We start from the raw sequence: 23924 nt of genomic DNA on the forward strand, positions 1-23924 counted from the left end.
AGCAGGTCAGAGGGCGGGTACCCGAACCGGGTGCCCGCCCTCTCTGCTCACCCTGTCTCACCCCGAATCGCCCCTGTCACGCTGTTGACCAGCGCGTGTGGCCAACTTGTGGCCAGGCAGTCAGGCTCCTCCGGGGGTGCCGTCCTCTGCCAGAGCCTGATCAATGAGCTGGTTCGACAACTGCTGTTGGCCTCGCAGGATCTTCGCGTAGAATTTCCAGAGGACGGCCACGCTGTGGCCGGCCCGGCGGGCCACTTCCACCGGGTCGACCCCCGCTTTGATCCACAGGGAGACGCCGGCGTGCCGCAGTGAGTAGGGGACCTCGGCGAGCGGCGTACCCACATCCGCTGCGGGCAGCGCCTTCTCCCGTGCTCCGTCCCATACGCGGGTGTACTCGTTGGAGCCGACCCGGCCGCCTTCGACCGCACGGAACAGCCGGCCATCGGCAGCCGCCCCCTCGCGCTCCAGATGGCCCCGGAGGAGCTGTACGAGCGCGGGCGGCACGGGCACGGATCGGCTGGCCTTGCGCGCCCGCCGCTTGAGCCCACGATCGTCGTAGGGCGTTCCGCCGTCCGTCCAGCCCGCCCCAACCTCAGGACGGCTTCGGCGCAGGACCAGCTCCCCCCAGCCCGTCGACGGCAACTTGCAGTCGTCCTTGGCGAGGGCTGCCACTTCAGATGGACGCATCGCGGCGTAGTACATGCACCCGAAGAACGCGTGGAGGTGCTCGCCGCGGCTGCCCTGGGCCTGGACGGCGTCCAGGAGCCGACGGGTCAGCTCGGGCCCGGGAACGTACTGAAAGTCCACTTCGTCGTCGGTCTGCGGAGGGTCCCAGTCAACCTTGGGCAGTGGATTCGTGGGCAGGGCGTCGCATTCGACGGCGTACCGGAGGGCGTTGCTCAGGACGGCGCGCTTGCGCCTGATCGTGTTGTCCGCCGCGCGCTTGCCGTTGAGACGCCGGGAGATGGCGGCAAGAGCACGGCGCAGGTTCTCAGCCTCCGCAACCTCGGACACACGGAGGGAATGGCTGGCCATCCACTCCAGAGCCTGGGCTGCGGCCGCCGGCGGCTGTTCGACCTTCATGCGGGGGACGGCGTTCCCCTGAGGGTCCAACGTCATCTGGAAGGCCCATGACCGCAAGGCCAGCCGCAATACCTTGGGCTCGGGAGCCGACTTGCCGCCTCTGACGAGAGCCATGGTCACGTTCGTCATCGCCTCAGCGATGCCGACTCGGTGCTTGGCCGCAGCATCCGGCCACTTCATGCAGGCGTAGGCCCTGGCGTGCTCGAACCAGGTGGGGGACTTGAGCTGACGAAGTTCGGAAACCGGCAGCCCAGACGAGACGTCGAACTGCTCACCCTTGCGAACGGCCTCCATGAGCTGAGCGCGTCGACCGTCGGCCAGGGTCTTGGTCAGGAACGGGGCCTGGTGCTCCTCGCCCCCCACGAGCCATCGGAGCTGGTAGGGGGCGCTCTTACTCTGGCGGCTCCGGATGCCCCAGATCCGTACGTCGTAGCTGTACAAGTCGACTCCGTTCAAGGGGAAGGGCCCCAGCCGAGGGGCTGGGGCCCACGACGTGGGGCTGGGCTATGCGGCCGCTGCCTCGCAGCCGGCCAGCCAGTCATCAAGGTCGGCCCGCCGGACACGAAGCTGACCGTTCGGGAGCTTGAAGAGGCGGGGCGCGTTGCCACGGGCGCGCATGCGATAGAAGGCGGCACGGCTCATGTCGATCTCTGCGAGTACCTCAGCGAGCTTGAGCATCTGAGGGCGGGCCATCGTTGACTCCTTGCCGTCAGGCGGTCGGGTGCGAGTTGGATTCACATTGCGTTGAGTCGCTACTCATCGCGTCTCAGAGGCGGTCTGAGTGGCTTGAGACGCGTTGAGTCGCGACTTTCACGAATGTGGGTCGGACTGGTTGAGGGCGATGCCGCTGTACGTGAGGACCTGCCGGCCGTGCTCGTCGCGGGGGCGGGTGCGGTTGAGCTGGGGGATGACGGACAGGAGGTTGCGACCGAAGACCTGCTTCGTCCCGGCGCGCACGCCGTTGTCTTCCGTCCACTCACGCCAGACGGCCCACAGGTCGTCCACGGGGACGCTGCACGTGGGGCCGGTTGTGCACCGCTCGCGGACGAACGCGCTGGTGGGGGAGGCGGTATCGCGCATGGTGGTGACCGCATCGCGGCTGGAGACGGGCTCCGTGATCCGGTTGGTGCGCCGGAGCCGGGCTAGCCCCTCCAACGCCCAGTTGAGGATGCCGGGCATCTCTGCGGTGAGCCGGTCGGTGAGGGTGGGGTCCTCCTTGCCGAGCCACGAGACTCGCATGCTGAGGAGGACGAACCGGTTGGCGATCACGCCTGAGGAGTCGCCGAAGTGGGGCAGTTCGTTGGACAGGATCATCAGCCGTGAGGGGAGCTTTCCGGTCCACTGCTCGCGGTACTTGCGGTCGACGTCGATGGTGTCGTCCCCCGAGATCGTCAGCAGCCGCTCCACCATCTGGCTGTTGTCGTTCCCGGACAGTCGGGCGTCGGAAATGATCGCCAGAGACTTCCCGACCAGCGTGGCCAGCCCGAAGTTCGTGCCCAGCCCGGCCAGTGTCGGCCCGGCGAGGTTCTCCTTGCCGACCAGCGCTTTCAACACCCGCGCGATGGTGCCCTTGCCGGACCGGGAGGGGCCCACGATGAGCAGGATCTTTTGGAGGTCGGTGCGGCCAGACAGGACGTAGCCGAACCACTCCTGTAGTGCGGTGATGGCGGCCGGGTCGTCGGGCCAGATCTGCGAGAGGAAGTGCTCCCACGTAGGAGCTGTGGCGGCCCGGTCGTAGGCGAAGGGGACGGAGACGAGGTTGAAGAAGCCGGGGGTGTGCGGCATCAACGCTCGGTCGCGGATCCTGAGCAGGCCATTCGCGCACGCCACGATGGGATCGCTGTCCGGCTCGCTCGCGCTGCTGCCGTCGAGCCACGCGGGCGCGTCGGTGTCGGTAGGCAGCAGAGTGATGGATCCGAGAGCATCGAGGAGATTGCTGATCTTCTGCTTCGTCGGCGCCCAGGCGCGCTCCTCGGGCTCGCCCTCCTTGCCGGGTGCCCGGTAGACGGCGTGCTCCAGGCGCTCGTACATGGCCTTGCGCACCTGGGCTTCGTCCAGCTCACGCCAGCAGGTACCAGTCCAGCGCATCCACGATGCGCGCCAGCGACGGCACACAAGCTGTCCGTCCTGGGTCTGCCAGTCCGGCTCCAGTCGACGGGCGACGGCGAGAGGGTTGGTCGGCGGCGGGAGTTCCTCGGCTTCGGGGGCGGGGCGGTCCATCATGCGGCGGCCTTCCGTTCCTGGTCGCGTGACGGGCAGACGTCTCGATGGGCGGCGTGGTCGGCGATCAGGGCGAGTGCGCGCCGCTGGCCGGCGGCGAACAGGTTCCGCCCGCACACGCACCACGACCGGACTGACGGGGTGGCGCCGCGTCCGGGGGCGGTGATGTGGAGCCAGGCGACGAAGCGGCGCCCGTCGTCCCTGCTCGGGTCAGAGCGAAGGGCAGGAAGGACGCCTTCGGCGACGACCTTCGGCGCGCCACTGCCGTCCGTGGCGGGGGTCGGTTCGGCGGAGCGGGGGCCGGTGGTCACGACACCCTCACCGCCACAGCCGTGAGCCCGTTGGCGACCGCACGCTCGGCGTACGGCTCGGGCACTCCGACGGCGACGGCCGCGTCGATGATCCGGCGTCCGAGGGTCTCCAGCCCGCAGGGGCCGGGGCAGGCGGCGTGCTGGTTGGCGAGGAAGCGGGCGACACCGTAGGCGGTACTGCCCGCGCCCTGCTCAAGGCAGGCGGCGATCCTGGCCAGACCCTGGGTGAGGCCGATCTGTACGAAGGTGTCGGTGTGGCGGCACCCGGTGGCCACCGACCGGTCCCAGGTGGCGCGGGCGGGTGAGGAAGAGTCCACCTCCCCGCGAAAGGGCCGGGTGGACTCTTCCCTCACGACCAGCGCCCGGACGATGTCCGGCAGGGCCGTGATGGGGCCGGTGCCGGGGCCGCGCCACACGGTGTAGGCCATGAGGGACTTGATGTCGATGCCGGGCCGCACTTTGTTGGCGGACTGCATGGCGCCCCGGTAGATCCAGTGCTCGCCCCGGGTGGTCGGGACGACCTTGGTCGCGGGGAGGGCCTGGCGGGCCCACGCGATCGCGTCGGCGTTGTCGAGGTCCACGACGGTGAGGTCGGCGCCGCCGGGGTGGTAGGCAACCCCGCCAGCCTGGCGCCAGGAGCGGGCCCACGCTGGGGAGGTGAGGACGGCCGGGTTGGTGGTGGCGGCGGCCCAGCCGTGGCACGGGGCGGGGCAGTGGCAGGGTCCGGCGAACTTCATGTGCGGGCGGTCGCCGCACTGGCAGGGCCCGGCGGATTTGCTGCTGGTGCAGGCGGGGCAGTTCCCCACGGGGAGCTTGCTCTCGCGCAGGGGCAGGACGGGCAGGCCGATCCCGGCGAGCCAGAGTGCGGTACGGAGGTGGGCGGGTAAGGCCAGCCGGTTGGGGTCTCGCGGGAAGTCGGTCGGGTGGGTCATGCTGGTCTCTCCAGTTCTTGCGTTCTGGACGAGAGCGGCCCCGCTTCATTGGCGTGAGTGGGGGGCCGCTCTCGGCATGTTCGGATGGGTGAAACGGAATCCCTGCTGCCGGGCGGGCAGGGAGGCGTGGGCACCCCCTGCCGGGAGGCTCCTGGAGGGGGTTTCGGGGGTCTGACCTGCGGCGCCTCCCTGCCTCCCTGACAGATCATTTATGCAGGTCAGCCACAGGGAGGCGGGTCAGGGAGGCGGTCAGGGAGTTCTCCCTACCTCCCTGACCATGCGGGGGTCGGCTCCCTCTACTCAGCAGCGGAAGCGGAACCCTCATCCGGGCGGCTGGCGAGGACGCGGGCGACACGGTCGCGGCCGATGACCATGCGCCCGTCGGACTTGTAGGGAGCGGCGGGGGTGCCGTCGAGAACGCGCTTGAGGTCGAGGAACGACCAGCCCCCGTACGCCTTCTCGTTCAGCACGGCCAGGCGCTTGAGGACCTCCTGCGTGAGGACGCGCGGCTCCGAGCCGAGCACGGACAGGATGTCCGCGAGCGGGTCAACCGCCGGCCCGTGGTCGATGCTGCGGGCGGTGGTGACCCCGTCGCGCAGGGCCTTCGCCCGGTCGGCGATCTCGGCGGCCTGGTCGGTGTCGATGTAGTGCGTGCGGACCGTGATGGACGCCTGCCCGGCCGGGATCGCGATGCCATCCGAGGCGACGACGACAGTGCCCTTGTCGAGACCCTGGCGGAGCAGGTGCGGCGCGGCCCCACCGTCGATGGCCTTGTCTCCCAGCGCCATGCGGGCCTGCGACTCCGTGCCGAGCACGAGGGAGATACGGGTGTGTGCTCCCTCACGGACGAGCTTGGGGAGGTTCTGGTCGGTCGGGTCCTGCGTGCCTTCCCACAGGATCACGTCGACGGCCCGCCCCTGGTTGTGGATCTTCCGGACGGCCATGAAGTAGCGGGAGGTGGCCTTCGACCCGCCGTAGGGCCGCTTGTCGTCCCCGAGGGTCGGGCACATGAACGCGACCTGCGCTTCGTCCACGATCCCGACGAGTGGCGTGAAGACGGTTCCGGGCGGGGCCTGGATCCGGCGTTCCATTTCGGTGACGAGCCCTTCGAGCATCTCGGTCGCTTCGATGACGTGCTCGTCGGTCGGGCCCTGGATCAGGGTGGTGGCCAGGCCGTCGAACATGGCCCAGTCGCCTACGCCCTTGAGGTCGGCGATCCGGAACTCGACGGTCTTGTCCTTGGCGAGCCACAGGGCCAGGGCGCGCAGGGCGGCGGTCTTGCCCTGGTTCGACAGACCCGTGATCAGGACCATGCGCTGGTACAGGCTCAGGGCCGCCGCGTCGCCGCGCAAATCCTGACCCCACGGGGCCCTGCCGGTCTTGTAGTTCGCGGTCATCGTCTCGTCGATGACTAGCGGGGACGGTCCGATCGGCTGGTCAAGGGCGCCGGAGTCGGCGATCCACAGCCGGACCGTGCGGGCAGCGGCCGGCAGGGTGATGAACACCTCGTGCTCGTGCCGGGCGAGGTTCTCGGCAAGCTTCCTGCGCCGTCCCTGAACTTCGGCGGTGGAGACGCCGGAGGGGAGGGTGACGTCGACTTCCACGCCGCATCCGGCGATCCGAATCGGGCCGAGCATCGCGGCGCCGGCATCCCCCATGTCCTTGATGGCACCCCGCAGCGGTGCGATACCCAGGTCACGCAGAGCGGTCACCACGATGGACGGGGTGATGGGCGCTCCGGCGTCGTCACGCTGCTGGACGGGCAGCGTCCACTGAGGTGCGGTCTGCTGCCTGCGGCCGACGCCCCACAGGGCCAGTAAGGCCAGCCACGGGCCGACCGTGAGCGCGGGCCCCCACACAACGGTGGCCACGACCACGATCATCCGGATCGCCTCGATCACCGCGCCGATCGGGGCGAACAGCCACGAGATGTCCTTGTTGGCTATGGCCAGCACGATCCCGAGCAGCAGGAGGCCACCGACCGTGAGGCCGGTGCCCACCGCGACGCTTTTGGCGAGGTCGGGGGCGGAGCGGAGCAGGTCCATGCGGCGGTGGTGGCGGCCGGAGCGGAAGCGCTGCAACCGGTCCTCCCACTCCTTGGCCTCCTCAAAGTTCCCGCCCGCCTCAGCGGCCCGGATCATCCGCTCGTACCGGGACCCGGTCCGCCCGTCCCACGTCCGCTTCGCCGCGATCCGCGTTCCGCCGATGACGTACATGCCGTGCCGGGCCACCAACCGCGCGGCGGTGCGGGTCCGCTCGCTGGTGACGGCCGTACGCACACCGGAGGCGGTGCGCTTCCACACCCGCGCCGGCCGGACTGCGCCGGCGGCGGCCGAGGTGGCGGTGGGGGAAGCCGCGGTAACCGTGTCGGTCGAGGTCGAGGGGTCTTTGAACAGGGGGACGACGTTGTCGGTCATGCTGGGGACTCCTGGTCCTGCTGAGAGGCGGGATGGTGGAGCCCGGGGCGGCCGGCGTTCTTTGGCGAGAGGACGGCCGCCCCGGGGCACAGCTACTTGGTCTTGAGGTTCTTGGCGCGGGCCTTGCGTGCGGCCTTCTCGGCCGCCGCCGCGTCTTTCGCTTCGCGCTCTTCGCGTTCGCGGGCGCCGTTGATGATCCGGTCGACCTTGCGCTCCAGGTCGCCGAGGTAGACGCTCTCCCCGGCGATGCCGCGCTTGGCCATCCGGGCGACGTACCAGCCCATCCGGGCGGTCTCACCGGCGGTGAACTTCGGGTCCTTCGCCATCACGAGGCTCCTGTCCGGGGCCGGTCTGTCCGGCTCCCCTCACCACCCGCCGCCGGGGCGGGTGGATCGGGCAGCCGTCAGCGTCGGCGGCGGGCCTTGCGCACGTTCTTCACGGCCTGCGTGCCGCTCGGGCTACCGACCGACTTCACGACGGTGTGGACGCACCAGCCGAGAACCAGGGCGAGGACGGCCAGGAACGCGATGTTCGCGGCGATGGCGGTCAGGGCGGCGATCAGGAGCGGGCCGAAGTACACGCCGGCCGCGACCGCGCCGGCTCCGACTCCGGAGCCGAGCGCGATGCGCTGAACGGTCCGGTCGGGCGGGGCCTGGTGGATGTGCTGGTGGACGACATGCGGCCCCGCGTACGCGGCGGGCAGCGTGGCCGGGTCGGCGTAGACGTGGGTGCCGTCCGGGAGCCGGACGACGCTGGTGTGCGCGGGGAGTTCGGGCAGGTGATTCACGGTCAGCCTCCTTCGGGGTAGGCGCAGGGAACGCACATGCCGAGCGAGGCCGGTATGACGTACCCGGCGTCGCGGCGGCATTCGGGGCATGTACGGCGAGCGGCATTGGCCTTGACCAGCGCGGCGGTCTTGGCCGGGGTCATCGCCCGGACTGGCTTGGCCCGGTCGACGCGGTACAGGAACGCGGCCAGCGGCCCCCGACGGAAGCGCGGGCGCAGAACCTGACCGGCGATGTCCTGACCACCCGGGCGGAGCCCCAGGGCCCGTAACTGCCGACGGGTGGCGAGACCATCGGGGGCCAGGCGCCACGGGAAGGTGGGGAGGCCGTGGACTCTTCCCGTCGGATCGTGGCAGTCGGCGAACGACAGGCTCATCCGGCCACCGCCGCCGCCTCGTCCCGCTCACGCTCAGCCTTCAAGGCCTCCCGCACGATCCGTGCCTTGGCCGGGGAGGTGCGCAGGGCCTTGCGGATCCCTTCACCGGTCAGCTTCTCGACCGGCCACGACTCGGTCAGGCTCCGCGCCTCGCCGAGCAACTCGGCATCGGTGCGAATCGGTCGGATCGATCGGGCGGCCGCCGGGACTCGACCGGTCGCCCGACGAGGACGCGTCGACTCGGCCGCCGCGACGAGCTGCGGACGTGCCTCGATCGCCTCGATTAGGACGGTGGGGGAAGAGTCCACCTCCCGCGTCGGCTCCTGCTCAACCGGCGGTTCTCCCTGCTCAGGGGTGGACCGATTTGCAGCAGTCTGTGCCGATTCCTGGGCGGTCAGTTCGATCGGGGGCTTGTGGTGGAGGACTTTGGCGACGAGGTCGGAGCCGAAGTAGATCGACCCGACCGGAAGCGACGTCGCCAGCAAGACGAGCGCCCAGTTCGCGGGGTCCCAGTCGGCCAGTCGAGTCCAGTCGATCGACTCGGCGTGCAGCTCGGGCAACAGTCCGTGGACGTAGTTAAGGACCAGCGACGCGAGCGTGTACGCGGCCAGCACCCGCAGGGCGAACCGGCGGGCCTCGTTGGTCAGGACGAGGGCCGCGACGAGGGCGAGGGCCATCAGGCCATCGACTACGAACGGGTACAGCGTCGCCGCGGTGCCGTCCGCGCCGATCGCGCGGGCCACGTCGCTCAGGGCGTTCCAGGAGACTCGGAACGCCATGCCCACGACGGCGACCAGTGCGAGCACCAAAGCCGTCTTAGCCCGGCGGTTCACGAGGCACCACCGATCGGGCGGACATCGAGCGCGGCGAGCAGCCGCACCCGGGCTGTGGTGGCGCTGGACAGTTCCTGCCACTGCCATGCCGCGCCGTCGGCGGCCTCGTAGCCCAGTCCGGCCAGGGCCTCGGTGCGCTCGGCGAGCGTGGGGACCGGCATGCTGCGACCGAAGTCGTGCTCCGGCCAGTTCAGCGAAGGAACGCCACTGGTAACGACGTAGACCTCCCAGTCGCCGGAGTAGCTGTTCGAGAAGCGGGCGCTGTGACTCATGCGGCACCGCCGGGCATGTTCGCGGCGGCGGCCTGGTTGATCAGGGTCCGCCGTTCGATGAGCACCCTGCGGCGGGCCCGACGGATGCGCCGCTCGTCCAGCTCGGCCGGCGCCCGGTCCAGTACGGCAATCTCCACGTCGAGCAGGTCGACCTCCGCCAGGATCAGCGGCAACTCCTGCTCGATCGCGTCCAGCTCCGCGTCCGACGGCTCCAAGCCGTCGGACCACGGGGTAACAACCTTGTGAAGTGCAGCGATGGACTTCATGGGTCTTGCTCCTTCTAGAGAGGAACGGGACTCAGCAGCCCTCGGCGCGGGAACGCCGGGGGCTGCACTGCGTTCGAGGGTCAGACGGTGACGATGATCAGCGCGGCGACCAGCAGTCACACGTGGTGGAAGGACTGGTCCAGCGGATGTGAAACCGGCCGGACGAACCGGCCCCGGCTCCCCTCAACCCCGCCCGTACAGCGCCGAAGCGCCGGACGGGCGGGGGAGGCAACCGGCCGCAGCGTGACGCTGCGGATGGTCGAGTGCGCGGACCTTAGCCGCGCCGGCCGCCTTACTGAGGAGGCGGCGGCCTCAAATTCACGTCCACTGTTGAGTTTTCAAGGGAAAGCCGGTGGCTCTCCGACGGGTGCGGTAGCCCCGAAGGGCTCCCTTAAGAACGGGACACGCCGGACACCAAGGAGTTGCATGACCAAGTCGCCCAAACCCCGATGGAGTTGGGCGACCTTGCGGCCACATCCATAGAGTGGACCGGTGGACCGGTCCAGTCAAGTGTTTCGTGTGCGTGCCGCTGCGGCCAGTTACGTATGTGCAGGTGGAGAGGTTTCTGGGCATCAAAAAAGGCTGGACCGGCGGACCGGTCCAGCTTCTTTGTTGGCCGTGTGGGCTACATCGCGTAGGTGTCCACTCGCTCGTAGAGCGAGCCGGGTGTGACTCCCTCTTCGCAGACAAGAGGGCGGCCCTCGTTGTCGAACGCTGTGTGCAGCAAAACGGCGACTGCTGTCGGTCCCGACAGGGCGAGGTGCTCCGCCTCGGTGTCCGAGGCTAGGCGCACCGACGTGGTGTCAGTTCCTTCCACGGGGAACCGGCCGGTCTGCCGACGGACGTACCGCGTCGTCCCCTCGGCGATCGGCGCAGTCTGAGCCAGTCGTGGCGAGGACTCCGCCACATCCGGTGCAAACCAGGCTGTGACGTAGCTATGCGGGCTGCCATCAGGAAGCTGCAAGACGCGAACCCGGCGTAGGGTCTCGCGGCCAGCGTCCATTCGGAGTGCCTCAGCCACGTGGACCGGAGGCACTGCCCAGTCGGGCGCCCCTACGCGGAGGAACGGCAGGCCACCCGACACCCGCGCTGACCCGGCCGCCCGACCACCCGCCGGCCGTGCTACGGGGGTCTCCGTGACGATGAATCCGGTCCCCTGTCGGGCTTCAACCACGCCATCGTTCCGCAGGACGTCCATGGCCTTGACGGTCGTGGCCCGAGAAACGGCCCACTGCTCGGCAAGGTCCCGCCCAGACGGAAGGGTGTCGCCTGGCGCGAACTCTCCCGCCGCGATCCGGGATCGCAGGGATTCCGCGATCTCTTCGTACTTCAGCAGTGCCATGACTCCCCTTTCAAAGCTTTGCTGGACTGGTCCACCGGTACACAGGATACTGCTCTCATGCTGAAACCAGAGCTAGCGCCTGAGGTCGAGCACTTCTACTCGCAGATCGTGGACGAGAGCGCCCGCTTGACCATGTCGGCGGACGGACGCCTTGAGCTACTCCGCACACAGGAGATCCTTCGCCGGTTCCTGCCAGCCGCGCCGGCGCGGATTCTGGACGTGGGCGGCGGTGCGGGCGCGCATGCCCAGTGGCTGATGGACGATGGCTATCAGGTGGATCTGATCGACCCCGTCGAACGGCACGTAGAGCAGGCCGCGAAGGTGTGCAACGCGGCCCTTGGGGACGCACGCCACCTGACCGCGCCAGATGCGTCCTATGACGTCGTCCAGGTGCTTGGCCCGCTCTACCACCTGCCGGATTCCCAGGATCGGCACGCGGCTCTCACCGAGGCCCTTCGCGTGGTGCGGCCCGGAGGGTTCGTAGCGGCCGCCGCGATCAATCGCTACGCATCGATCTTCGAGCACGTCACGTACGCGCACCTGCATACCGAGCGGATGCAAGCTTCCATCTCCTCGATCCTCCGCACCGCCATCCATGATGGAAAGCGCGGCTTCACGCTGGCGTACTTCCACCGTGCGGAGGAGCTGGCTGAGGAGATGCGCGCTGCGGGCTTCACCGAGGTTGAAGTGTTCGGTGTGGAGGGCCCTGCGTGGTCTCTCCTTAAGGCTGTGGAGCAGCAGACCGGCGCCGCCCCCTCAGACGAGCTGTTTGCGTCTGTTCTGACGGCCGCCCGGATGGCCGAGCCTTACCCCGAGCTTCTTGCGGCCAGCTCCCACTTCCTTGCCGTCGGGAAAGCTCCCGAATGATCATGGCTGTGGCCAACCTCTGGCCAGCGCGGCCGCTGGCAATGGGGCGGTGCAGCCAAAAGGCCAGGTGAAGGCGCGGGCGGGTTACGCCACGTGATCGGTCTTGAAAACCGTCGTGGCAGCGATGTCACCGTGGGTTCAAATCCCACACCCACCGCATGTGAACGGCCCCTGACCAGGCAAGACGGTCAGGGGTCGTTCATATGGATGCTGTCCGTTGGCGACCGCCGTTCCCCGTGGTTTCCCCACGGAACGGGCACGAGAAGGGCACGGCCGGCCTTCTGATCCGTAGCTCTAGCGAGATCGGTCACTTGAGGTCATACAGGCCCCCCGGAAGTCCCTGAGGGCCTGTACTGGGCGCTGCCGGTTGCTGGGGTTGCTGTACTTCGCTGCGGTACAGCAACTGCCCGAGGGCTCCGGAGATGTAGTGGCATCCGGCCGTTGATCCCGGCTCCGCTGAGAGGCCGTTCAGCTCTCATACCAGCCTGAGGCCCTTACGCGTCAGAGCCTCCGGCCGTATGTTCTCTCCTGACAGATACATGATAGGCGGGGGCATGTCAGGACAATTGTTCACCTTGATCGGCGTGCTCGTCGGCGCGGTTGCGTCGTACGTCGGTGGAGCCCTGATGGAGAGATCTCGGTGGCGGCGCCAACTTTCCACACGGTGGGACGAACGTCGCCTGGAGTGCTATCTCCGGTTTGCCGACGCGGTCAAGAGGTTCACCTCGCTGGCAGGTCGTCTGGCTGCAGGCAAGGGACTCTTCGACCTGCCTCAGCCACTCGCCAGGGAGGCCGGCCTGGAGCTGCTGGCCGAAGCTGAGCTTGAGCGTGGCTATGCGTTCGAAGCCGTGCTCCTTATGGGAGACGCGGAATCCATCTCGGCAGCCAGATCGCTACAGCGGCACGCCTGGGTACTGGAACAGTTCGTTCGAGACATGCGCCCAGGTACGTCAGACGACTGGATGAGGGCGTTCCGGGAGTTTCAGGAGAAGCGTGATGAGTTCTACATTGCCGCACGCAACAGCCTCGGCGTCCATGCAAAGTTCCGGCTGCGATCCGAAGATCCAGCCATCCTCAGCCCGGACGCCCGCCACTTGTAGCCACGTCTGGCCGGCGAACAGCACTCTTTCCAATCCTGATGAGGCTCCGTTGCCTCGTGTATGAGGCGGTTCACCTGCGTTCATGTGCTGTCGGAAGCTCAACTGTTTCCGGCTGTGGTTCCGCCCTGAACGATCGTGTACCGCGCTGAATGAGACGGGAGCCGACGGCCGGGGCCCCGACTCGCGCCGAGGCCCCGGGAGCGTCAGCCCGCGTAGTCGTGGTGGTCGCGGGGGTCGTAGCGTGGTTGCAGGCGGGGCAGAGGGTGAGGCCCTCGGGGTCGTCGGAGTACGGGTTGGGGATGACGCCGCCGTCGCACTGGGGGTCGGTGCAGGCCATGGGTGCTCCTTCGAGGTCGGTGCCACTGTCCTGATGGGCACCGCCCCTCCCGGAATCTGGCAGCCTCCGGATCAGGACAGCGGTGCCGACCGGCAGCAACCACATCGACGCCCCAACCCGCGGCCTGGACCTGACCACGGTCCCGCACCGCCTCCCCCACCGCTCAGCACGCATGGACCCAAGCCATCTCAAGCACAAGACGCAGGCGTCGTACCGGTCGCTCATCGCCTCGCGGATCAACCCGGCCTTGGGTGACCGTGAGCTGTCCAGCCTGCGTCCGATCACGGTGACCGAATGGGTCGGCTCGATGAAGACGGCGGGGCTGAGCGCGTCCCGGATCCGGCAGGCGTACCGAGTGCTGTCACAGCTCATGCGGTCGGCCGTGGACAACGGGCTGATTGCCCAAACGCCGTGCCGTGGTGTCCGCCTGCCTCGGATGCCCGAGACCGAGCCGCACATCCTCACTCAGGCAGAGGCGTCCAGCGTCGTCCGGCATGCTGACAAGCCTCACGATCTGCTGATCGCACTGTTGGCCTTCGGTGGCCTTCGGTGGCCTGCGGATCGGGGAAGCCTTCGCTCTGCGACGGGTGGACATCGACTTGGCCGGCCGCCTGGTGCTCGTGGACGAGAACTTGGCCGAGGCCAAGGGCAAGCTCGTCTTCGATACACCCAAGTCCCACCAGAAGCGGGTGCTGCGGATTGCGCCTTCGCTGGCCAAGCGGCTTGGGGCCCACCTGGCCGGGCTGGGCCCGGGTGACCACGTGCTCCTGTTTGCCAACTCCAAGGGCGGCCCGCTGCGCTACAACCAGTGGCGTAAGGCCTGCTTCGATCCTGCCGTGAAGGCTGCTGGCCTGACCGACGTCACCCCGCATGACCTAAGGGCCTCGCACGGAACCTGGGTGGCGGACAAGTTCGGCGTCATGACCGCTGCCCGGCGGCTGGGCCACTCGAACGCCAGCGTTACCACCCGCCACTACGCCCGGCCAGTCGATGGACGTGACGCTCAGGTGGCCGACGCCTCGGATAGCTGGCTCAACGGGCACGAGGACAACGAAGGGGCACGGGACGGGCACGCTGCCCCCGCCGACCCTGGCGAAGGGGCCTCATAGAACCTCTGACCTGGCCCCGAGTCGGACACCAGTGGGGTCCGCAAGAGGTCTTGAAAACCGTCGTGGCAGCGATGTCACCGTGGGTTCAAATCCCACACCCACCGCATGTGAACGGCCCCTGACCAGGAAAACCAGTCAGGGGCCGTTGTGCTGTGCGGTACCGCCCCTGTGGCACGGAAGCCGTGGCGGGATTGCGTTTCGGGAAGTGTCTCTGGGCCTTCCGAGTGGTGTTTGTCGGAAGATCGGCGCGGGTGGTGGGGGCGGTGCGGTTGCGACCACATCATGACGAATGTATGCAGATCCGCCCGTCGGAACATCCTGAAACGAGGTACCTCGTCATGGCTCACCGCAGCACCCTCACGTCGCTCTGGACCACCGTCCTCACCGCCCTCGTAGCCCTTCTCGCCTCGCTCGGCTTCGGTGCGAAGTCCGCCCCGGCCGCCTCTTCCTCGCCGGCCGCCGCCGAGGGTGCCGGCGCGGCCGCCGCCGTACGCCGTCCGTGCGTCGCGGCCCCGCGGAGCTGGCGGGCGATGATGCGGGGTGGCTCGCTGCCGCCGACCATCAAGCAGCGGATCCGCGCCGAGGCGCACGGCAAGAGCCCGTCCGTCCGCCGGTCGACCACCGCCGCGGCCATGGGCGCCGACCCGGGTGTCTGCCTCGAAGCACCGGTCGGGTTCGCAGTTCCCGCGGCGCCCTCCGCCGCTGCCCCCGCAGGATCCGCGTCCGCCGTCCGTGCCGGCGCCTCCCGGGCAGCTCTCGCGCTCGCCGCGTAACCCGGACCCGCGTGGTCCGCCAGCCCGGACGGCATCAGCCGCCGCAACCGAGGCCGCGACATGAGCGGGCGCAGGTACGAGTACAAGCACAGCCGCAGGCGCGAGCACGAGCACAGACGCAGATGCCCAAGTGCGGGTACGAGCACAGGCGCAGGCACAGCCGCAGGACCGAGCACAGGCACAGGCACGGCTGCAGGACCGAGTACGAGCACAGGCGCAGGCACAGCCGCAGGACCGAGTACGAGCACAGGCACAGGGACAGTCGCAGGACCGAGTACGAGTACACGCACAGGCAGCGTACGAGTAGGCAGAACGGCATCAGGCGCTGGAGCCCGGTCGGTCATGACCGTGGATCGCGCCGCGCGCGGCCCCGGAGCGGGGCGGAGACGACGTGCCCCGGCGTGCGCCAAGGGCGTGCAGAGGGCGTGAAGCCAGGCATTGCAGGGCCGCGGCCCGGGAGACGGTGGGGTTCCCGGACGACGCGGCCCACTTCGGCATGTCCGCGGTCCGAGTCTGCCGGAACGCGTCAGCGCTTGCGGTCCCGGGGAGGTCTTCGGCGCCGTGGCCAGGGCGGCAGCAGCAACGGCAACTCGTCCACCTCGCAGCAGGTGGCACAGGGTCGGGCGCGTCCAACCAGAACAACACCGCGCAGGTCAACGGCTCGGCCCTCACCGCGATCGAGCAGCCCACCTCCTCCGTCGCCGTCAATTTCCACCCCTGGTGGTAGTCGCGGCCTGAGCCGCCCCTGAGTGTTGAGGGCGCCCGTGCGACCGGACCGGCTGGGTCCGGTAGTGCGGGCACCCTCGTGCGTGCCCGGCTGCTGTGCGCTTCCCGGCCTTGACATCGCGAGTAGATCTGACGGACAGTCAGTTTTACTTGCCGTTGTGATGCCAGGGAGGGCCGGCACCGTGCACCTCGCCCCGACAGAAGGCCATGTGCGGCTCCGTGCGGAGCTGCGGCAGTACTTCGAGGATCTGCTGCCGGAAGGGGTGCCCGAGGACCCGGCGCGTCAGCGTGAACTGCTGCGCCGCATCGGATCCGACGGCCTGCTCGGGCTCGGCTGGCCGATCGAGTACGGCGGACAGGGTCGGGGCCCGGACGAGCAGTTCGTGTTATTCGACGAGGCCTACCGCGCCGGCGCGCCCGTCTCCATGGTCACGCTCAACACCGTCGGGCCGACCCTGATGAAGTACGGGACCCAGGAGCAGAAGGACTACTTCCTGCCCCGGATTCTGCGGGGCGAACTCGTCTTCGCGATCGGCTACTCGGAGCCGGAGGCCGGCACCGACCTCGCCTCCCTGCGCACGCGCGCCGTCCGGCACGGGGCGGCGGGCGGGGAGTGGGTGGTCGACGGGCAGAAGATCTTCACCTCGAACGCCCAGAACGCCGACTGGATCTGGCTCGCCTGCCGCACCGACCCCGAGGCGCCCAAGCACAAGGGCATCTCCATCATCCTGGTGCCCACCGATGCGCCCGGCTTCTCCTGGACGCCGATCCACACCGTCGGCGGGCTCACGACCACCGCGACGTACTACGACTCCGTGCGCGTACCCGCCAGCCACCTCGTCGGCCCCGAGCACGGCGGCTGGGGCCTGATCACCAATCAGCTCAACCACGAGCGGGTCGCACTCGCCGCCATCGGCATGCAGGCCGAGGACTTCTACGAAGCCGCCCTGACCCATGCCCGCACCCGCGACCCCGGTACGGGCGAGCGTCCCGCCGACGTCCCCTGGGTACGGTCCCGGCTCGCCGAGGCCCATGCGCGACTGGCAGCCGTTCGCCTCCTGAACTGGCGGCTCGTCCAGGACGTGGGCAGTGGTGCGCTGACTCCCGGCGATGCCAGCGGCGTGAAGTTCCTGGGCACCGAGTCCACCGTCGAGGTGTACCGCATGTGCCAGGAGGTGGTGGGCGAGGAGGCCCTGGTACGGGGGCCCGGCGCCTTCGCCGGCGGCGAGCTGGAACGGATGAACAGGGCGGCCCAGATCAACACCTTCGGCGGCGGGGTCAGCGAGGTCCAGCGGGAGATCGTCGCGATGATGCGGCTCGGCATGAAGGGCAGGAAGCGATGACGGCGGACACGGCCGGGGCGGCGGCCGGTGGTGACCGCGGGGCCTCCGGGACCGAGGAGGCCGTTCGGTTCCACGCTCTGCTCAAAGCCTTCGAGGGCGCGCCCGCCGCCATCGGGGGCCGGGGCAAGGACCTGGTCAACGAGCCGATGATCCGGCACTGGTGCGAGGCGATGGGCGACAACAACCCCTCCTACAGCGGGCCGGCCGCCATCGCGCCGCCCACGATGCTGCAGGCGTGGACGATGGGCGGCCTCTCGGGCCACACGGACCGGGCGAGTGCGCACGACGACCTCTTCGCCCTGCTCGACGGCGCCGGCTTCACCGCCGTGGTGGCGACCGACTCCGAGCAGGAGTACCTCCGGCCGCTGCGCCCCGGTGACGCGGTCACCTTCGACGCCGTCATCGAGTCGGTCTCGCCCCGCAAGACGACCAAGCTGGGCACCGGGCACTTCGTGACGACCCGCATGGACGTCCGGGCGGACGGCGCCCTCGCCGGGACCCACCGCTTCCGCATCCTGAAGTACCGCCCGGCCGCCCAGCAGGCCCAGCAGGCCCAGCCGGGATCGGCAGCCCGGCCCGCGCAGTCGGCGCGACCGTCGGCGCAGGCCGCGGCCCGGCGGCCCCGACCGGTGGTCAACCGCGACAACCAGGGCTTCTGGGACGGTGTGCGCGACCACAAGCTGCTGATCCAGCGCTGCACCGCCTGCCGGGCACTCCGCTTTCCGTGGCTCCCCGGCTGCAACACCTGCGCCTCGCCCGACTGGGACACCGTCGAGGCGTCCGGGACGGGCACGGTGTTCAGCTACGTCGTCATGCACCACCCGCCCTTCCCGGCCTTCGACCCCCCGTACGCGGTCGCGCTCGTCGAGTTGGCCGAAGGGGTCCGCATGGTCAGCAACATCACGGGCGTCCCGTACGACAAGGTGCGGATCGGTCTGCCCGTCCAACTGGAGTTCCTGCGCGTCGACGACGGCCTCGAACTCCCCGTCTTCCGCGGGAGTGCCGGCTGATGGACTTCCACCCCACCGAGGAGCAGGCCGCCGCGGCCGGCCTCGCCGCTGAGATCTTCCGGGACCTCGCCACCCATGAGCGCCTGGCCGCCGCCGGCACCGGTAGCGACGCCGAGCTGTGGAAGGCCCTCACCGCCGCCGGGCTGGCCGCCGCGGTGGAGGACATCGGCGTGCTCGGTCTGGTCCTGCTGCTGGAGGAGCAGGGCCGCTTCACCGCGCAGGTCCCCTACGCCGCCACCTGCGTGTACGGCATCCTCCCCATCGCCGCGCACGGCAGTGCCGAGCAGCGCGCCCGTCTGCTGCCCGCCCTGGGCACGGGCGAGGCGGTGGCGACCGGAGCCTTCCCGGCCCGAGGCCGCATCACCGCCGAACGGCTCCGGGACACCCCCGAACCGCTCCGGGACACCGCCCGACGCGGCGGGGGAGCAGCCACGTCCGGCAGTGGCGGAGCCGAATCGGCCAGGCTCACCGGCACCGTCCCGATCGTTCCCTGGCTGCGCGAGGCCACGCACGTCCTGGTCCCTGACACGGAACGCGCCCTGTGGCTCGTACGCACGGACGCGCCCGGCGTACAGACCTCGGCCGTGGAGACCACCGCGCCCTGGGCGGCGGGCCGGCTGACACTGACGGGTGCCGAGGCCGAACGCATCGGCACGGTTCCCGCGCCCGGGGACAGTGCCTCGGCCGCGGGCGGTCACGACGACGGATCCGCCTACGCCGGTACGCTCGCGGCTGCCCGCACCGCCTTCGCCGGGCTCCAGGCGGGCGTCTGCGCGGGCTCCCTCGCACGGGCCGTGGAGTACACCTCCACCCGCGAGCAGTTCGGCCGCCCGCTCTCCACCAACCAGGCCGTCCTGCTGCGCGCGGCCGACGCGTACATGGACACCGAGGCGATCCGCGTCACCGCGTACGAGGCCGCCTGGCGTATCGACGAGGGCCTCCCCGCAGGCGAGCACGCGCTGACGGCCGCCTGGTGGGCCTCGGAAGCGGGCAAGCGGGTCGTGCACGCGGGCCAGCACCTGCACGGCGGCATGGGCGCCGACCTCGACCATCCCGTCCACCGGCACTTCCTCTGGGGGCGCCAGCTGGACGCTTACCTGGGCTGCGGCAGTGAGCTGCTGGCCGAACTGGGCGAGCTACTGGCGCGGGAGGGCTGAGCGATGAGAGTCGGCGAGGAACTGGCACCCCTGGAGATCCCGGTCACCCGCACGCTGATCGTCGCGGGCGCGATCGCCTCCCGTGACTACCAGGACGTGCACCACGACGCCGCTTCGGCACGGGAGAAGGGCTCCCCGGACATCCTCATGAACATCCTGACCACCAACGGCCTGGTGGGCCGCTACATCACCGACCGCCTCGGTCCGCGCACCGTGCTGCGCAAGGTAGCCATCCGACTGGGCGCCCCCAACTACCCGGACGACACCATGACGCTCACCGGTACGGTCACCGCCCTCCACGGGGACACCGCGGAGATCCGCGTCATCGGCGCCAACGGTCTGGGCCACCACGTCACCGGCACGGTCACCGTGACCCTCGACCCGGGGAGCGACGCATGAGTGTCCGTACGCGCGACGAACTCGGCGGCCGTGCCGCGATCGCCGGGATAGGGGCCACCGAGTTCTCCAAGGACTCCGGCCGCAGCGAGCTCAAGCTGGCCGTCGAGGCCGTGCACGCCGCCCTCGACGACGCCGGGCTCACCCCCGCCGATGTCGACGGCATGGTCACCTTCACGATGGACACGAGCCCCGAGATCACCGTCGCGCAGGCGGCCGGGATCGGGGACCTGTCCTTCTTCTCCCGTATCCACTACGGCGGCGGAGCGGCCTGCGCCACCGTCCAGCAGGCCGCGCTCGCCGTCGCCACCGGGGTCGCGGAGGTGGTGGTCTGCTACCGCGCCTTCAACGAGCGCTCCGGGCGCCGCTTCGGCTCCGGTGTCCAGCAGCGCGAGCCCTCGGCGGAGGGTGCGGCGCTCGGCTGGTCGCTGCCCTGGGGGCTGCTGACTCCGGCCTCCTGGGTGGCGATGGCCGCGCAGCGCTACCTGCACGCCTACAACCTCACGCCGGAGGCCTTCGGGCACGTCGCGGTCACCGACCGCCGACATGCCGCGAACAATCCCGCCGCGTACTTCCACGGCAAGCCGATCACTCTCGCCGATCACGCCGCCTCGCGGTGGATCGTGGAGCCGCTGCGGCTGCTGGACTGCTGCCAGGAGACCGACGGGGGGCAGGCCCTCGTCGTCACCACCACGGAGCGGGCCCGGACCCTGCGGCACGCGCCGGCCGTGGTCACCGCGGCGGCGCAGGGCGCCGGCCGCCGGCAGGAGGGCATGACCTCCTTCTACCGCGACGACCTCACCGGACTTCCCGAGATGGACGTGGTCGCACGCCAGCTGTGGCGCACCAGCGGGCTTCGGCCCTCGGACATCGACGTGGGCGTCCTCTACGACCACTTCACCCCGTTCGTGCTGATGCAGCTGGAGGAGTTCGGGTTCTGCGGACCGGGAGAGGCCGCCGATTTCGTCGCCGCGGACGCCCTGCCGATCAACACCCACGGCGGTCAGCTCGGGGAGGCGTACCTGCACGGGATGAACGGCATCGCCGAAGCCGTCCGCCAGCTGCGCGGCACCTCCGTGAACCAGGTGGCGGGAGCCGCCCACGCCCTGGTCACGGCCGGGACGGGGGTACCGACCTCCGGCCTGATCCTCGGCGCCTACGGCTGAGGACCGGTCCGGGGCGGGCTCAGGCCCCCTCCACCTTCAGGAGGTCGAGTTCGTCCTACACCTACAACCTGAGGTGGATCCCCCTTCGGCACCTGCGGGCGATTCCAGCGCGGGCGGGCGCTCCTAGCGTGGAGACATGACCCCGCCTGTGTGCACGCTCGCCTCGAACCCGACGCCGTACCCGTCGTTCTCGGCGTACGTCCGGACCCGCGGCACGGTCCTGATGCGCACCGCCCGCTCCCTCACCGCCAACCCGTGCGACGCCGAGGACCTCCTGCAGACGGCCCTCGCGAAGACGTACATGGCCTGGGACCGCATCGAGGACCACCGCGCGCTCGACGGCTACGTCCGGCGGACCCTGGTGAACACGCGCACCTCCCAGTGGCGCAAGCGCAAGGTGGACGAGTTCGCGTGCGACGAGCTGCCGGAGACCGAGGAGGCGCCGGCGGCCGACCCCGCGGAGGCGCAGGCCCTGCGGGACGCGATGTGGCGCGCGGTGACCCGGCTCCCCGACCGGCAGCGGGCCATGGTCGTCCTGCGCTACTACGAGGACCTGAGTGAGGCGCAGACCGCGGAGCTGCTGGGGGTCTCCGTCGGGACGGTCAAGAGCGCCGTCTCCCGTGCGCTGGGCAAGCTCCGTGAGGACCCGGAGCTGACCCCCGTCCGCTGAACCGAGCGGACCTTCGCGGATGTTTCACGTGAAACAGCGGGATGTTTCACGTGAAACACGAACCGGTTTCTACTCCGGGGTAGTGACATGCCGACCGGTACGTGCGCAGAATCGGCAGCATCCGTAGCCGCCGCAGCGCCGCAGCGCTCACCGGGAGGACGCTTTGCTCAGCACCATGCAGGACGTACCGCTCCTCGTCACCCGCATACTCCGACACGGAATGACGATCCACGGGAAGTCCCAGGTCACGACCTGGACCGGGGAGGCCGAGCCGCACCGCCGCAGCTTCGCCGAGATCGGTACCCGCGCCACCCGCCTCGCCAACGCCCTGCGCGACGAGCTCGGGGTACAGCAGGACGACCGGGTCGCCACCCTCATGTGGAACAACGCCGAGCACGTGGAGGCGTACTTCGCGATCCCCTGCATGGGTGCTGTCCTGCACACCCTCAACCTGAGGCTCCCTCCCGAGCAGCTGGTCTTCATCGTCAACCACGCCGCCGACCGGGTCGTGCTCGTGAACGGCACCCTGCTGCCGCTGCTCGCGCCGCTGCTGCCGCACCTGCCGACGATCGAGCACGTGGTCGTCTCCGGGATCGGCGACCGCTCCGTGCTCGACGGCCTGGACGTGCGCGTGCACGAGTACGAGGAGCTCCTCGCCGGCCGCTCCGACAGCTACGACTGGCCCGAGCTGGACGAGCGCCAGGCGGCCGCGATGTGCTACACCTCCGGCACCACCGGCGACCCCAAGGGCGTCATCTACTCGCACCGGTCGATCTACCTGCACTCCATGCAGGTCAACATGGCCGAGTCGATGGCGCTGACCGACAAGGACACCACCCTGGTGGTGGTCCCGCAGTTCCACGTGAACGCCTGGGGGCTGCCGCACGCCACCTTCATGACCGGTATCAACATGCTGATGCCGGACCGGTTCCTCCAGCCGGCCCCGCTCGCCGAGATGATCGAGCGGGAGAAGCCCTCGCACGCCGCGGCCGTCCCGACCATCTGGCAGGGCCTGCTGGCCGAGGTGACGGCCAACCCGCGCGACCTGAGCTCCATGAAGCAGGTCACCATCGGCGGCTCGGCGTGCCCGCCCGCCCTGATGGAGGCCTACGACAAGCTCGGTGTCCGCCTCTGCCACGCGTGGGGCATGACCGAGACCTCCCCGCTGGGCACGATGGCGCACCCGCCGGCCGGCTTGAGCGGCGAGGAGGAGTGGCCCTACCGGATCACCCAGGGCAGGTTCCCGGCGGGCGTCGAGGCGCGCCTGGTCGGTCCCGGCGGCGGTCTCCTGCCCTGGGACGGGGAGTCTGCGGGCGAGCTGGAGGTGCGCGGAACGTGGATCGCGGGCGCCTACTACGGCGGCGCGTCCGGCGAACCGGTCCGCCCCGAGGACAAGTTCAGCTCCGACGGCTGGCTCAAGACGGGCGACGTCGGTGTGATCAGCCCCGACGGCTACCTCACCCTCACCGACCGGGCCAAGGACGTCATCAAGTCCGGCGGCGAGTGGATCTCCAGCGTGGAGCTGGAGAACGCGCTGATGGCCCACCCCGAAGTGGCGGAAGCGGCTGTGGTCGCCGTCCCCGACGACAAGTGGGGAGAGCGTCCGCTGGCCACCGTCGTACTCAAGGAGGGCGCCACCGTGGACTACACGGGGCTGCGCGCGTTCCTCGGCCAGTCCATCGCCAAGTGGCAGCTGCCGGAGCGTTGGACGGTCATCGAGGCGGTGCCGAAGACGAGCGTCGGCAAGTTCGACAAGAAGGTCATCCGCAAGCAGTACGCGGACGGTGCGCTGGACGTCACCACCCTGGACTGAGCGGGCGGCCGCGGTCCCGTCCGCGGCCGGACGGTCTACCCCCGCGTGAGCCACGGCCGCAGCAGCCTGCTGACGGCGGGCATGGCCACGTAGGTCATCAGGGTGCTGAAGACGACGGCGAAGGCCGCCGTCCGCAGCACGAAGTGCAGATCCACCAGGTACGGCCCGAGCACGGCGTTGCCCGCCAGCGAGATCGGGAAGATGGCCAGCCCCGAGCTGACCGCCATCTTCCAGCGCGGCGGCGCCGGCCGGGTCGTACCCGGCTTGGCGAACCACGTCTCCATGCCCTGGAGTTCCCGCCGGGCTATCTCGGTGTGGTGGTGGCCGAGGCAGTTGGAGAACCACTCGGCCCGCTCGGCGGAGTCCTGCCAGCGCTGGAACGCCGCCTGGTTACGGAAGCGGTGCACCAGGAACCACGGGCCGCCCTCCGTCGCGGGACGGAAGAGCCCGTACCCGAGATGGTCGGGGAAGCCCGCGGCCGTCTCCAGGATGCCGTGGGCCCAGGCCTCGAACGTCTCCTCGTGCCCCGGGTCCACCTGCCGCGCGATCAGCAGGTTCACCTCACCGTTGTCGGCGGGGACGGTCTGCTCGTTCGTCTGGGTGATGGCCATCGGGCCAGG

General features: G+C 69.8%; 25 protein-coding genes, 1 tRNA gene and 1 pseudogene. 13 read left to right on the top strand and 14 right to left on the bottom strand.

Annotation, left to right across the window (positions count from 1 at the left end; genetic code table 11):
- Nucleotides 1-120 precede the first annotated feature (120 nt).
- The 13 genes from ACFWUQ_RS00905 to ACFWUQ_RS00965 form a co-directional block, all read right to left on the bottom strand.
- Nucleotides 121-1524, bottom strand: coding sequence for a site-specific integrase (locus ACFWUQ_RS00905; protein WP_384531269.1), 1404 nt, complete (start codon nt 1522-1524; stop codon nt 121-123).
- A 63-nt stretch (nt 1525-1587) separates the two neighbouring features.
- The gene (locus tag ACFWUQ_RS00910) at nt 1588-1776 is read right to left on the bottom strand and encodes a helix-turn-helix transcriptional regulator (RefSeq protein WP_384531270.1); all 189 of its coding nucleotides are present in this window, start codon (nt 1774-1776) and stop codon (nt 1588-1590) included.
- 117 nt (nt 1777-1893) lie between these two features.
- Complete coding sequence (locus tag ACFWUQ_RS00915; protein ID WP_384531271.1) at nt 1894-3306, bottom strand: phage/plasmid primase, P4 family; 1413 nt, start codon at nt 3304-3306, stop codon at nt 1894-1896.
- Nucleotides 3303-3614 (bottom strand): hypothetical protein, encoded by a 312-nt coding sequence (locus ACFWUQ_RS00920; protein WP_384531273.1) that lies wholly within the window; start codon nt 3612-3614, stop codon nt 3303-3305. Before ACFWUQ_RS00920 ends, ACFWUQ_RS00915 begins: the two co-directional genes overlap by 4 nt.
- The gene (locus ACFWUQ_RS00925; protein ID WP_384531275.1) at nt 3611-4546 is read right to left on the bottom strand and encodes a bifunctional DNA primase/polymerase; all 936 of its coding nucleotides are present in this window, start codon (nt 4544-4546) and stop codon (nt 3611-3613) included. The genes ACFWUQ_RS00920 and ACFWUQ_RS00925 overlap by 4 nt, the downstream gene beginning before the upstream one ends.
- A 296-nt stretch (nt 4547-4842) precedes the next feature.
- Nucleotides 4843-6963, bottom strand: coding sequence for an ATP-binding protein (locus ACFWUQ_RS00930; protein WP_384531276.1), 2121 nt, complete (start codon nt 6961-6963; stop codon nt 4843-4845).
- 92 nt (nt 6964-7055) lie between these two features.
- Nucleotides 7056-7289, bottom strand: coding sequence for a DUF6257 family protein (locus ACFWUQ_RS00935; RefSeq protein WP_384531278.1), 234 nt, complete (start codon nt 7287-7289; stop codon nt 7056-7058).
- Between the two features lie 77 nt (nt 7290-7366).
- Nucleotides 7367-7750 carry a DUF6251 family protein gene (locus ACFWUQ_RS00940; RefSeq protein ID WP_384531280.1) on the bottom strand — a complete coding sequence of 128 codons (384 nt, stop codon included), beginning with the start codon at nt 7748-7750 and terminating at the stop codon, nt 7367-7369.
- A 2-nt stretch (nt 7751-7752) separates the two neighbouring features.
- On the bottom strand, nt 7753-8124 hold the full coding sequence (locus ACFWUQ_RS00945) for an RRQRL motif-containing zinc-binding protein (protein WP_384531282.1): 372 nt from the start codon (nt 8122-8124) through the stop codon (nt 7753-7755).
- Nucleotides 8121-8957: a DUF2637 domain-containing protein gene (locus ACFWUQ_RS00950; protein WP_384531283.1), complete on the bottom strand. Its 837-nt coding sequence runs from the start codon at nt 8955-8957 to the stop codon at nt 8121-8123. The genes ACFWUQ_RS00945 and ACFWUQ_RS00950 overlap by 4 nt, the downstream gene beginning before the upstream one ends.
- Nucleotides 8954-9229, bottom strand: a complete 276-nt coding sequence (locus ACFWUQ_RS00955; protein WP_384531285.1) for a DUF6303 family protein — start codon at nt 9227-9229, stop codon at nt 8954-8956. The genes ACFWUQ_RS00950 and ACFWUQ_RS00955 overlap by 4 nt, the downstream gene beginning before the upstream one ends.
- Entirely contained in the window at nt 9226-9495 is a 270-nt protein-coding gene (locus ACFWUQ_RS00960) for a DUF6284 family protein (RefSeq protein ID WP_384531287.1), read from the bottom strand. The genes ACFWUQ_RS00955 and ACFWUQ_RS00960 overlap by 4 nt, the downstream gene beginning before the upstream one ends.
- Nucleotides 9496-10120: 625 nt before the next feature.
- Nucleotides 10121-10837: a GntR family transcriptional regulator gene (locus tag ACFWUQ_RS00965; RefSeq protein WP_384531289.1), complete on the bottom strand. Its 717-nt coding sequence runs from the start codon at nt 10835-10837 to the stop codon at nt 10121-10123.
- A 57-nt stretch (nt 10838-10894) separates the two neighbouring features.
- Between ACFWUQ_RS00965 and ACFWUQ_RS00970 the strand changes: the two genes are divergently transcribed.
- The 13 genes and pseudogenes from ACFWUQ_RS00970 to ACFWUQ_RS01030 all read left to right on the top strand — a co-directional run bounded on the left by ACFWUQ_RS00970 (nt 10895) and on the right by ACFWUQ_RS01030 (nt 23304).
- Entirely contained in the window at nt 10895-11704 is an 810-nt protein-coding gene (locus ACFWUQ_RS00970) for a class I SAM-dependent methyltransferase (RefSeq protein WP_384531290.1), read from the top strand.
- Between the two features lie 78 nt (nt 11705-11782).
- Nucleotides 11783-11861, top strand: a tRNA-OTHER gene (locus tag ACFWUQ_RS00975).
- A gap of 418 nt (nt 11862-12279) precedes the next feature.
- Nucleotides 12280-12804, top strand: a complete 525-nt coding sequence (locus ACFWUQ_RS00980) for a hypothetical protein (protein WP_176733151.1) — start codon at nt 12280-12282, stop codon at nt 12802-12804.
- 509 nt (nt 12805-13313) lie between these two features.
- Nucleotides 13314-13388 (top strand): annotated as a pseudogene (locus ACFWUQ_RS00985) (hypothetical protein); the annotation flags it as partial.
- Nucleotides 13389-13728: 340 nt separating this feature from the next.
- Nucleotides 13729-14250 carry a tyrosine-type recombinase/integrase gene (locus ACFWUQ_RS00990; protein WP_384531292.1) on the top strand — a complete coding sequence of 174 codons (522 nt, stop codon included), beginning with the start codon at nt 13729-13731 and terminating at the stop codon, nt 14248-14250.
- Nucleotides 14251-14588: 338 nt separating this feature from the next.
- Nucleotides 14589-15023, top strand: coding sequence for a DUF6344 domain-containing protein (locus ACFWUQ_RS00995; RefSeq protein WP_384531294.1), 435 nt, complete (start codon nt 14589-14591; stop codon nt 15021-15023).
- Nucleotides 15024-15931: 908 nt separating this feature from the next.
- The gene (locus tag ACFWUQ_RS01000) at nt 15932-17092 is read left to right on the top strand and encodes an acyl-CoA dehydrogenase family protein (RefSeq protein WP_384531348.1); all 1161 of its coding nucleotides are present in this window, start codon (nt 15932-15934) and stop codon (nt 17090-17092) included.
- On the top strand, nt 17089-18102 hold the full coding sequence (locus ACFWUQ_RS01005) for a bifunctional MaoC family dehydratase N-terminal/OB-fold nucleic acid binding domain-containing protein (RefSeq protein WP_384531295.1): 1014 nt from the start codon (nt 17089-17091) through the stop codon (nt 18100-18102). Before ACFWUQ_RS01000 ends, ACFWUQ_RS01005 begins: the two co-directional genes overlap by 4 nt.
- Entirely contained in the window at nt 18102-19259 is a 1158-nt protein-coding gene (locus ACFWUQ_RS01010; RefSeq protein WP_384531297.1) for an acyl-CoA dehydrogenase family protein, read from the top strand. Before ACFWUQ_RS01005 ends, ACFWUQ_RS01010 begins: the two co-directional genes overlap by 1 nt.
- 3 nt (nt 19260-19262) lie before the next feature.
- Complete coding sequence (locus ACFWUQ_RS01015) at nt 19263-19658, top strand: acyl dehydratase (RefSeq protein ID WP_384531299.1); 396 nt, start codon at nt 19263-19265, stop codon at nt 19656-19658.
- Nucleotides 19655-20821, top strand: coding sequence for a lipid-transfer protein (locus ACFWUQ_RS01020; protein ID WP_384531301.1), 1167 nt, complete (start codon nt 19655-19657; stop codon nt 20819-20821). Before ACFWUQ_RS01015 ends, ACFWUQ_RS01020 begins: the two co-directional genes overlap by 4 nt.
- A 136-nt stretch (nt 20822-20957) precedes the next feature.
- A complete protein-coding gene (locus ACFWUQ_RS01025; RefSeq protein ID WP_384531302.1) occupies nt 20958-21491 on the top strand; it encodes a SigE family RNA polymerase sigma factor in 534 nt (177 codons plus the stop codon).
- A gap of 163 nt (nt 21492-21654) precedes the next feature.
- Complete coding sequence (locus ACFWUQ_RS01030) at nt 21655-23304, top strand: long-chain fatty acid--CoA ligase (RefSeq protein ID WP_384531303.1); 1650 nt, start codon at nt 21655-21657, stop codon at nt 23302-23304.
- A gap of 35 nt (nt 23305-23339) precedes the next feature.
- Here ACFWUQ_RS01030 and ACFWUQ_RS01035 read toward each other — a convergent pair whose 3' ends face one another.
- Entirely contained in the window at nt 23340-23915 is a 576-nt protein-coding gene (locus tag ACFWUQ_RS01035) for an antibiotic biosynthesis monooxygenase (RefSeq protein WP_384531305.1), read from the bottom strand.
- Nucleotides 23916-23924: the final 9 nt, after the last annotated feature.

It is taken from the genome of Streptomyces sp. NPDC058662, from assembly GCF_042716255.1.
In the GTDB taxonomy this organism is placed as follows: Bacteria; Actinomycetota; Actinomycetes; order Streptomycetales; family Streptomycetaceae; genus Streptomyces.

Bases quoted from the DNA above. Each gene is read 5' to 3' on its own strand.
- ACFWUQ_RS00945 (WP_384531282.1), bottom strand. From the start codon at position 8,124: ATGAGCCTGTCGTTCGCCGACTGCCACGATCCGACGGGAAGAGTCCAC.
- ACFWUQ_RS00925 (WP_384531275.1), bottom strand. From the start codon at position 4,546: ATGACCCACCCGACCGACTTCCCGCGAGACCCCAACCGGCTGGCCTTA.
- ACFWUQ_RS01035 (WP_384531305.1), bottom strand. From the start codon at position 23,915: ATGGCCATCACCCAGACGAACGAGCAGACCGTCCCCGCCGACAACGGT.
- ACFWUQ_RS01010 (WP_384531297.1), top strand. From the start codon at position 18,102: ATGGACTTCCACCCCACCGAGGAGCAGGCCGCCGCGGCCGGCCTCGCC.
- ACFWUQ_RS01005 (WP_384531295.1), top strand. From the start codon at position 17,089: ATGACGGCGGACACGGCCGGGGCGGCGGCCGGTGGTGACCGCGGGGCC.
- ACFWUQ_RS01020 (WP_384531301.1), top strand. From the start codon at position 19,655: ATGAGTGTCCGTACGCGCGACGAACTCGGCGGCCGTGCCGCGATCGCC.
- ACFWUQ_RS01025 (WP_384531302.1), top strand. From the start codon at position 20,958: ATGACCCCGCCTGTGTGCACGCTCGCCTCGAACCCGACGCCGTACCCG.
- ACFWUQ_RS00995 (WP_384531294.1), top strand. From the start codon at position 14,589: ATGGCTCACCGCAGCACCCTCACGTCGCTCTGGACCACCGTCCTCACC.
- ACFWUQ_RS00930 (WP_384531276.1), bottom strand. From the start codon at position 6,963: ATGACCGACAACGTCGTCCCCCTGTTCAAAGACCCCTCGACCTCGACC.
- ACFWUQ_RS00910 (WP_384531270.1), bottom strand. From the start codon at position 1,776: ATGGCCCGCCCTCAGATGCTCAAGCTCGCTGAGGTACTCGCAGAGATC.
- ACFWUQ_RS00955 (WP_384531285.1), bottom strand. From the start codon at position 9,229: ATGAGTCACAGCGCCCGCTTCTCGAACAGCTACTCCGGCGACTGGGAG.
- ACFWUQ_RS00970 (WP_384531290.1), top strand. From the start codon at position 10,895: ATGCTGAAACCAGAGCTAGCGCCTGAGGTCGAGCACTTCTACTCGCAG.
- ACFWUQ_RS00960 (WP_384531287.1), bottom strand. From the start codon at position 9,495: ATGAAGTCCATCGCTGCACTTCACAAGGTTGTTACCCCGTGGTCCGAC.
- ACFWUQ_RS00915 (WP_384531271.1), bottom strand. From the start codon at position 3,306: ATGATGGACCGCCCCGCCCCCGAAGCCGAGGAACTCCCGCCGCCGACC.
- ACFWUQ_RS00965 (WP_384531289.1), bottom strand. From the start codon at position 10,837: ATGGCACTGCTGAAGTACGAAGAGATCGCGGAATCCCTGCGATCCCGG.
- ACFWUQ_RS01015 (WP_384531299.1), top strand. From the start codon at position 19,263: ATGAGAGTCGGCGAGGAACTGGCACCCCTGGAGATCCCGGTCACCCGC.
- ACFWUQ_RS00935 (WP_384531278.1), bottom strand. From the start codon at position 7,289: ATGGCGAAGGACCCGAAGTTCACCGCCGGTGAGACCGCCCGGATGGGC.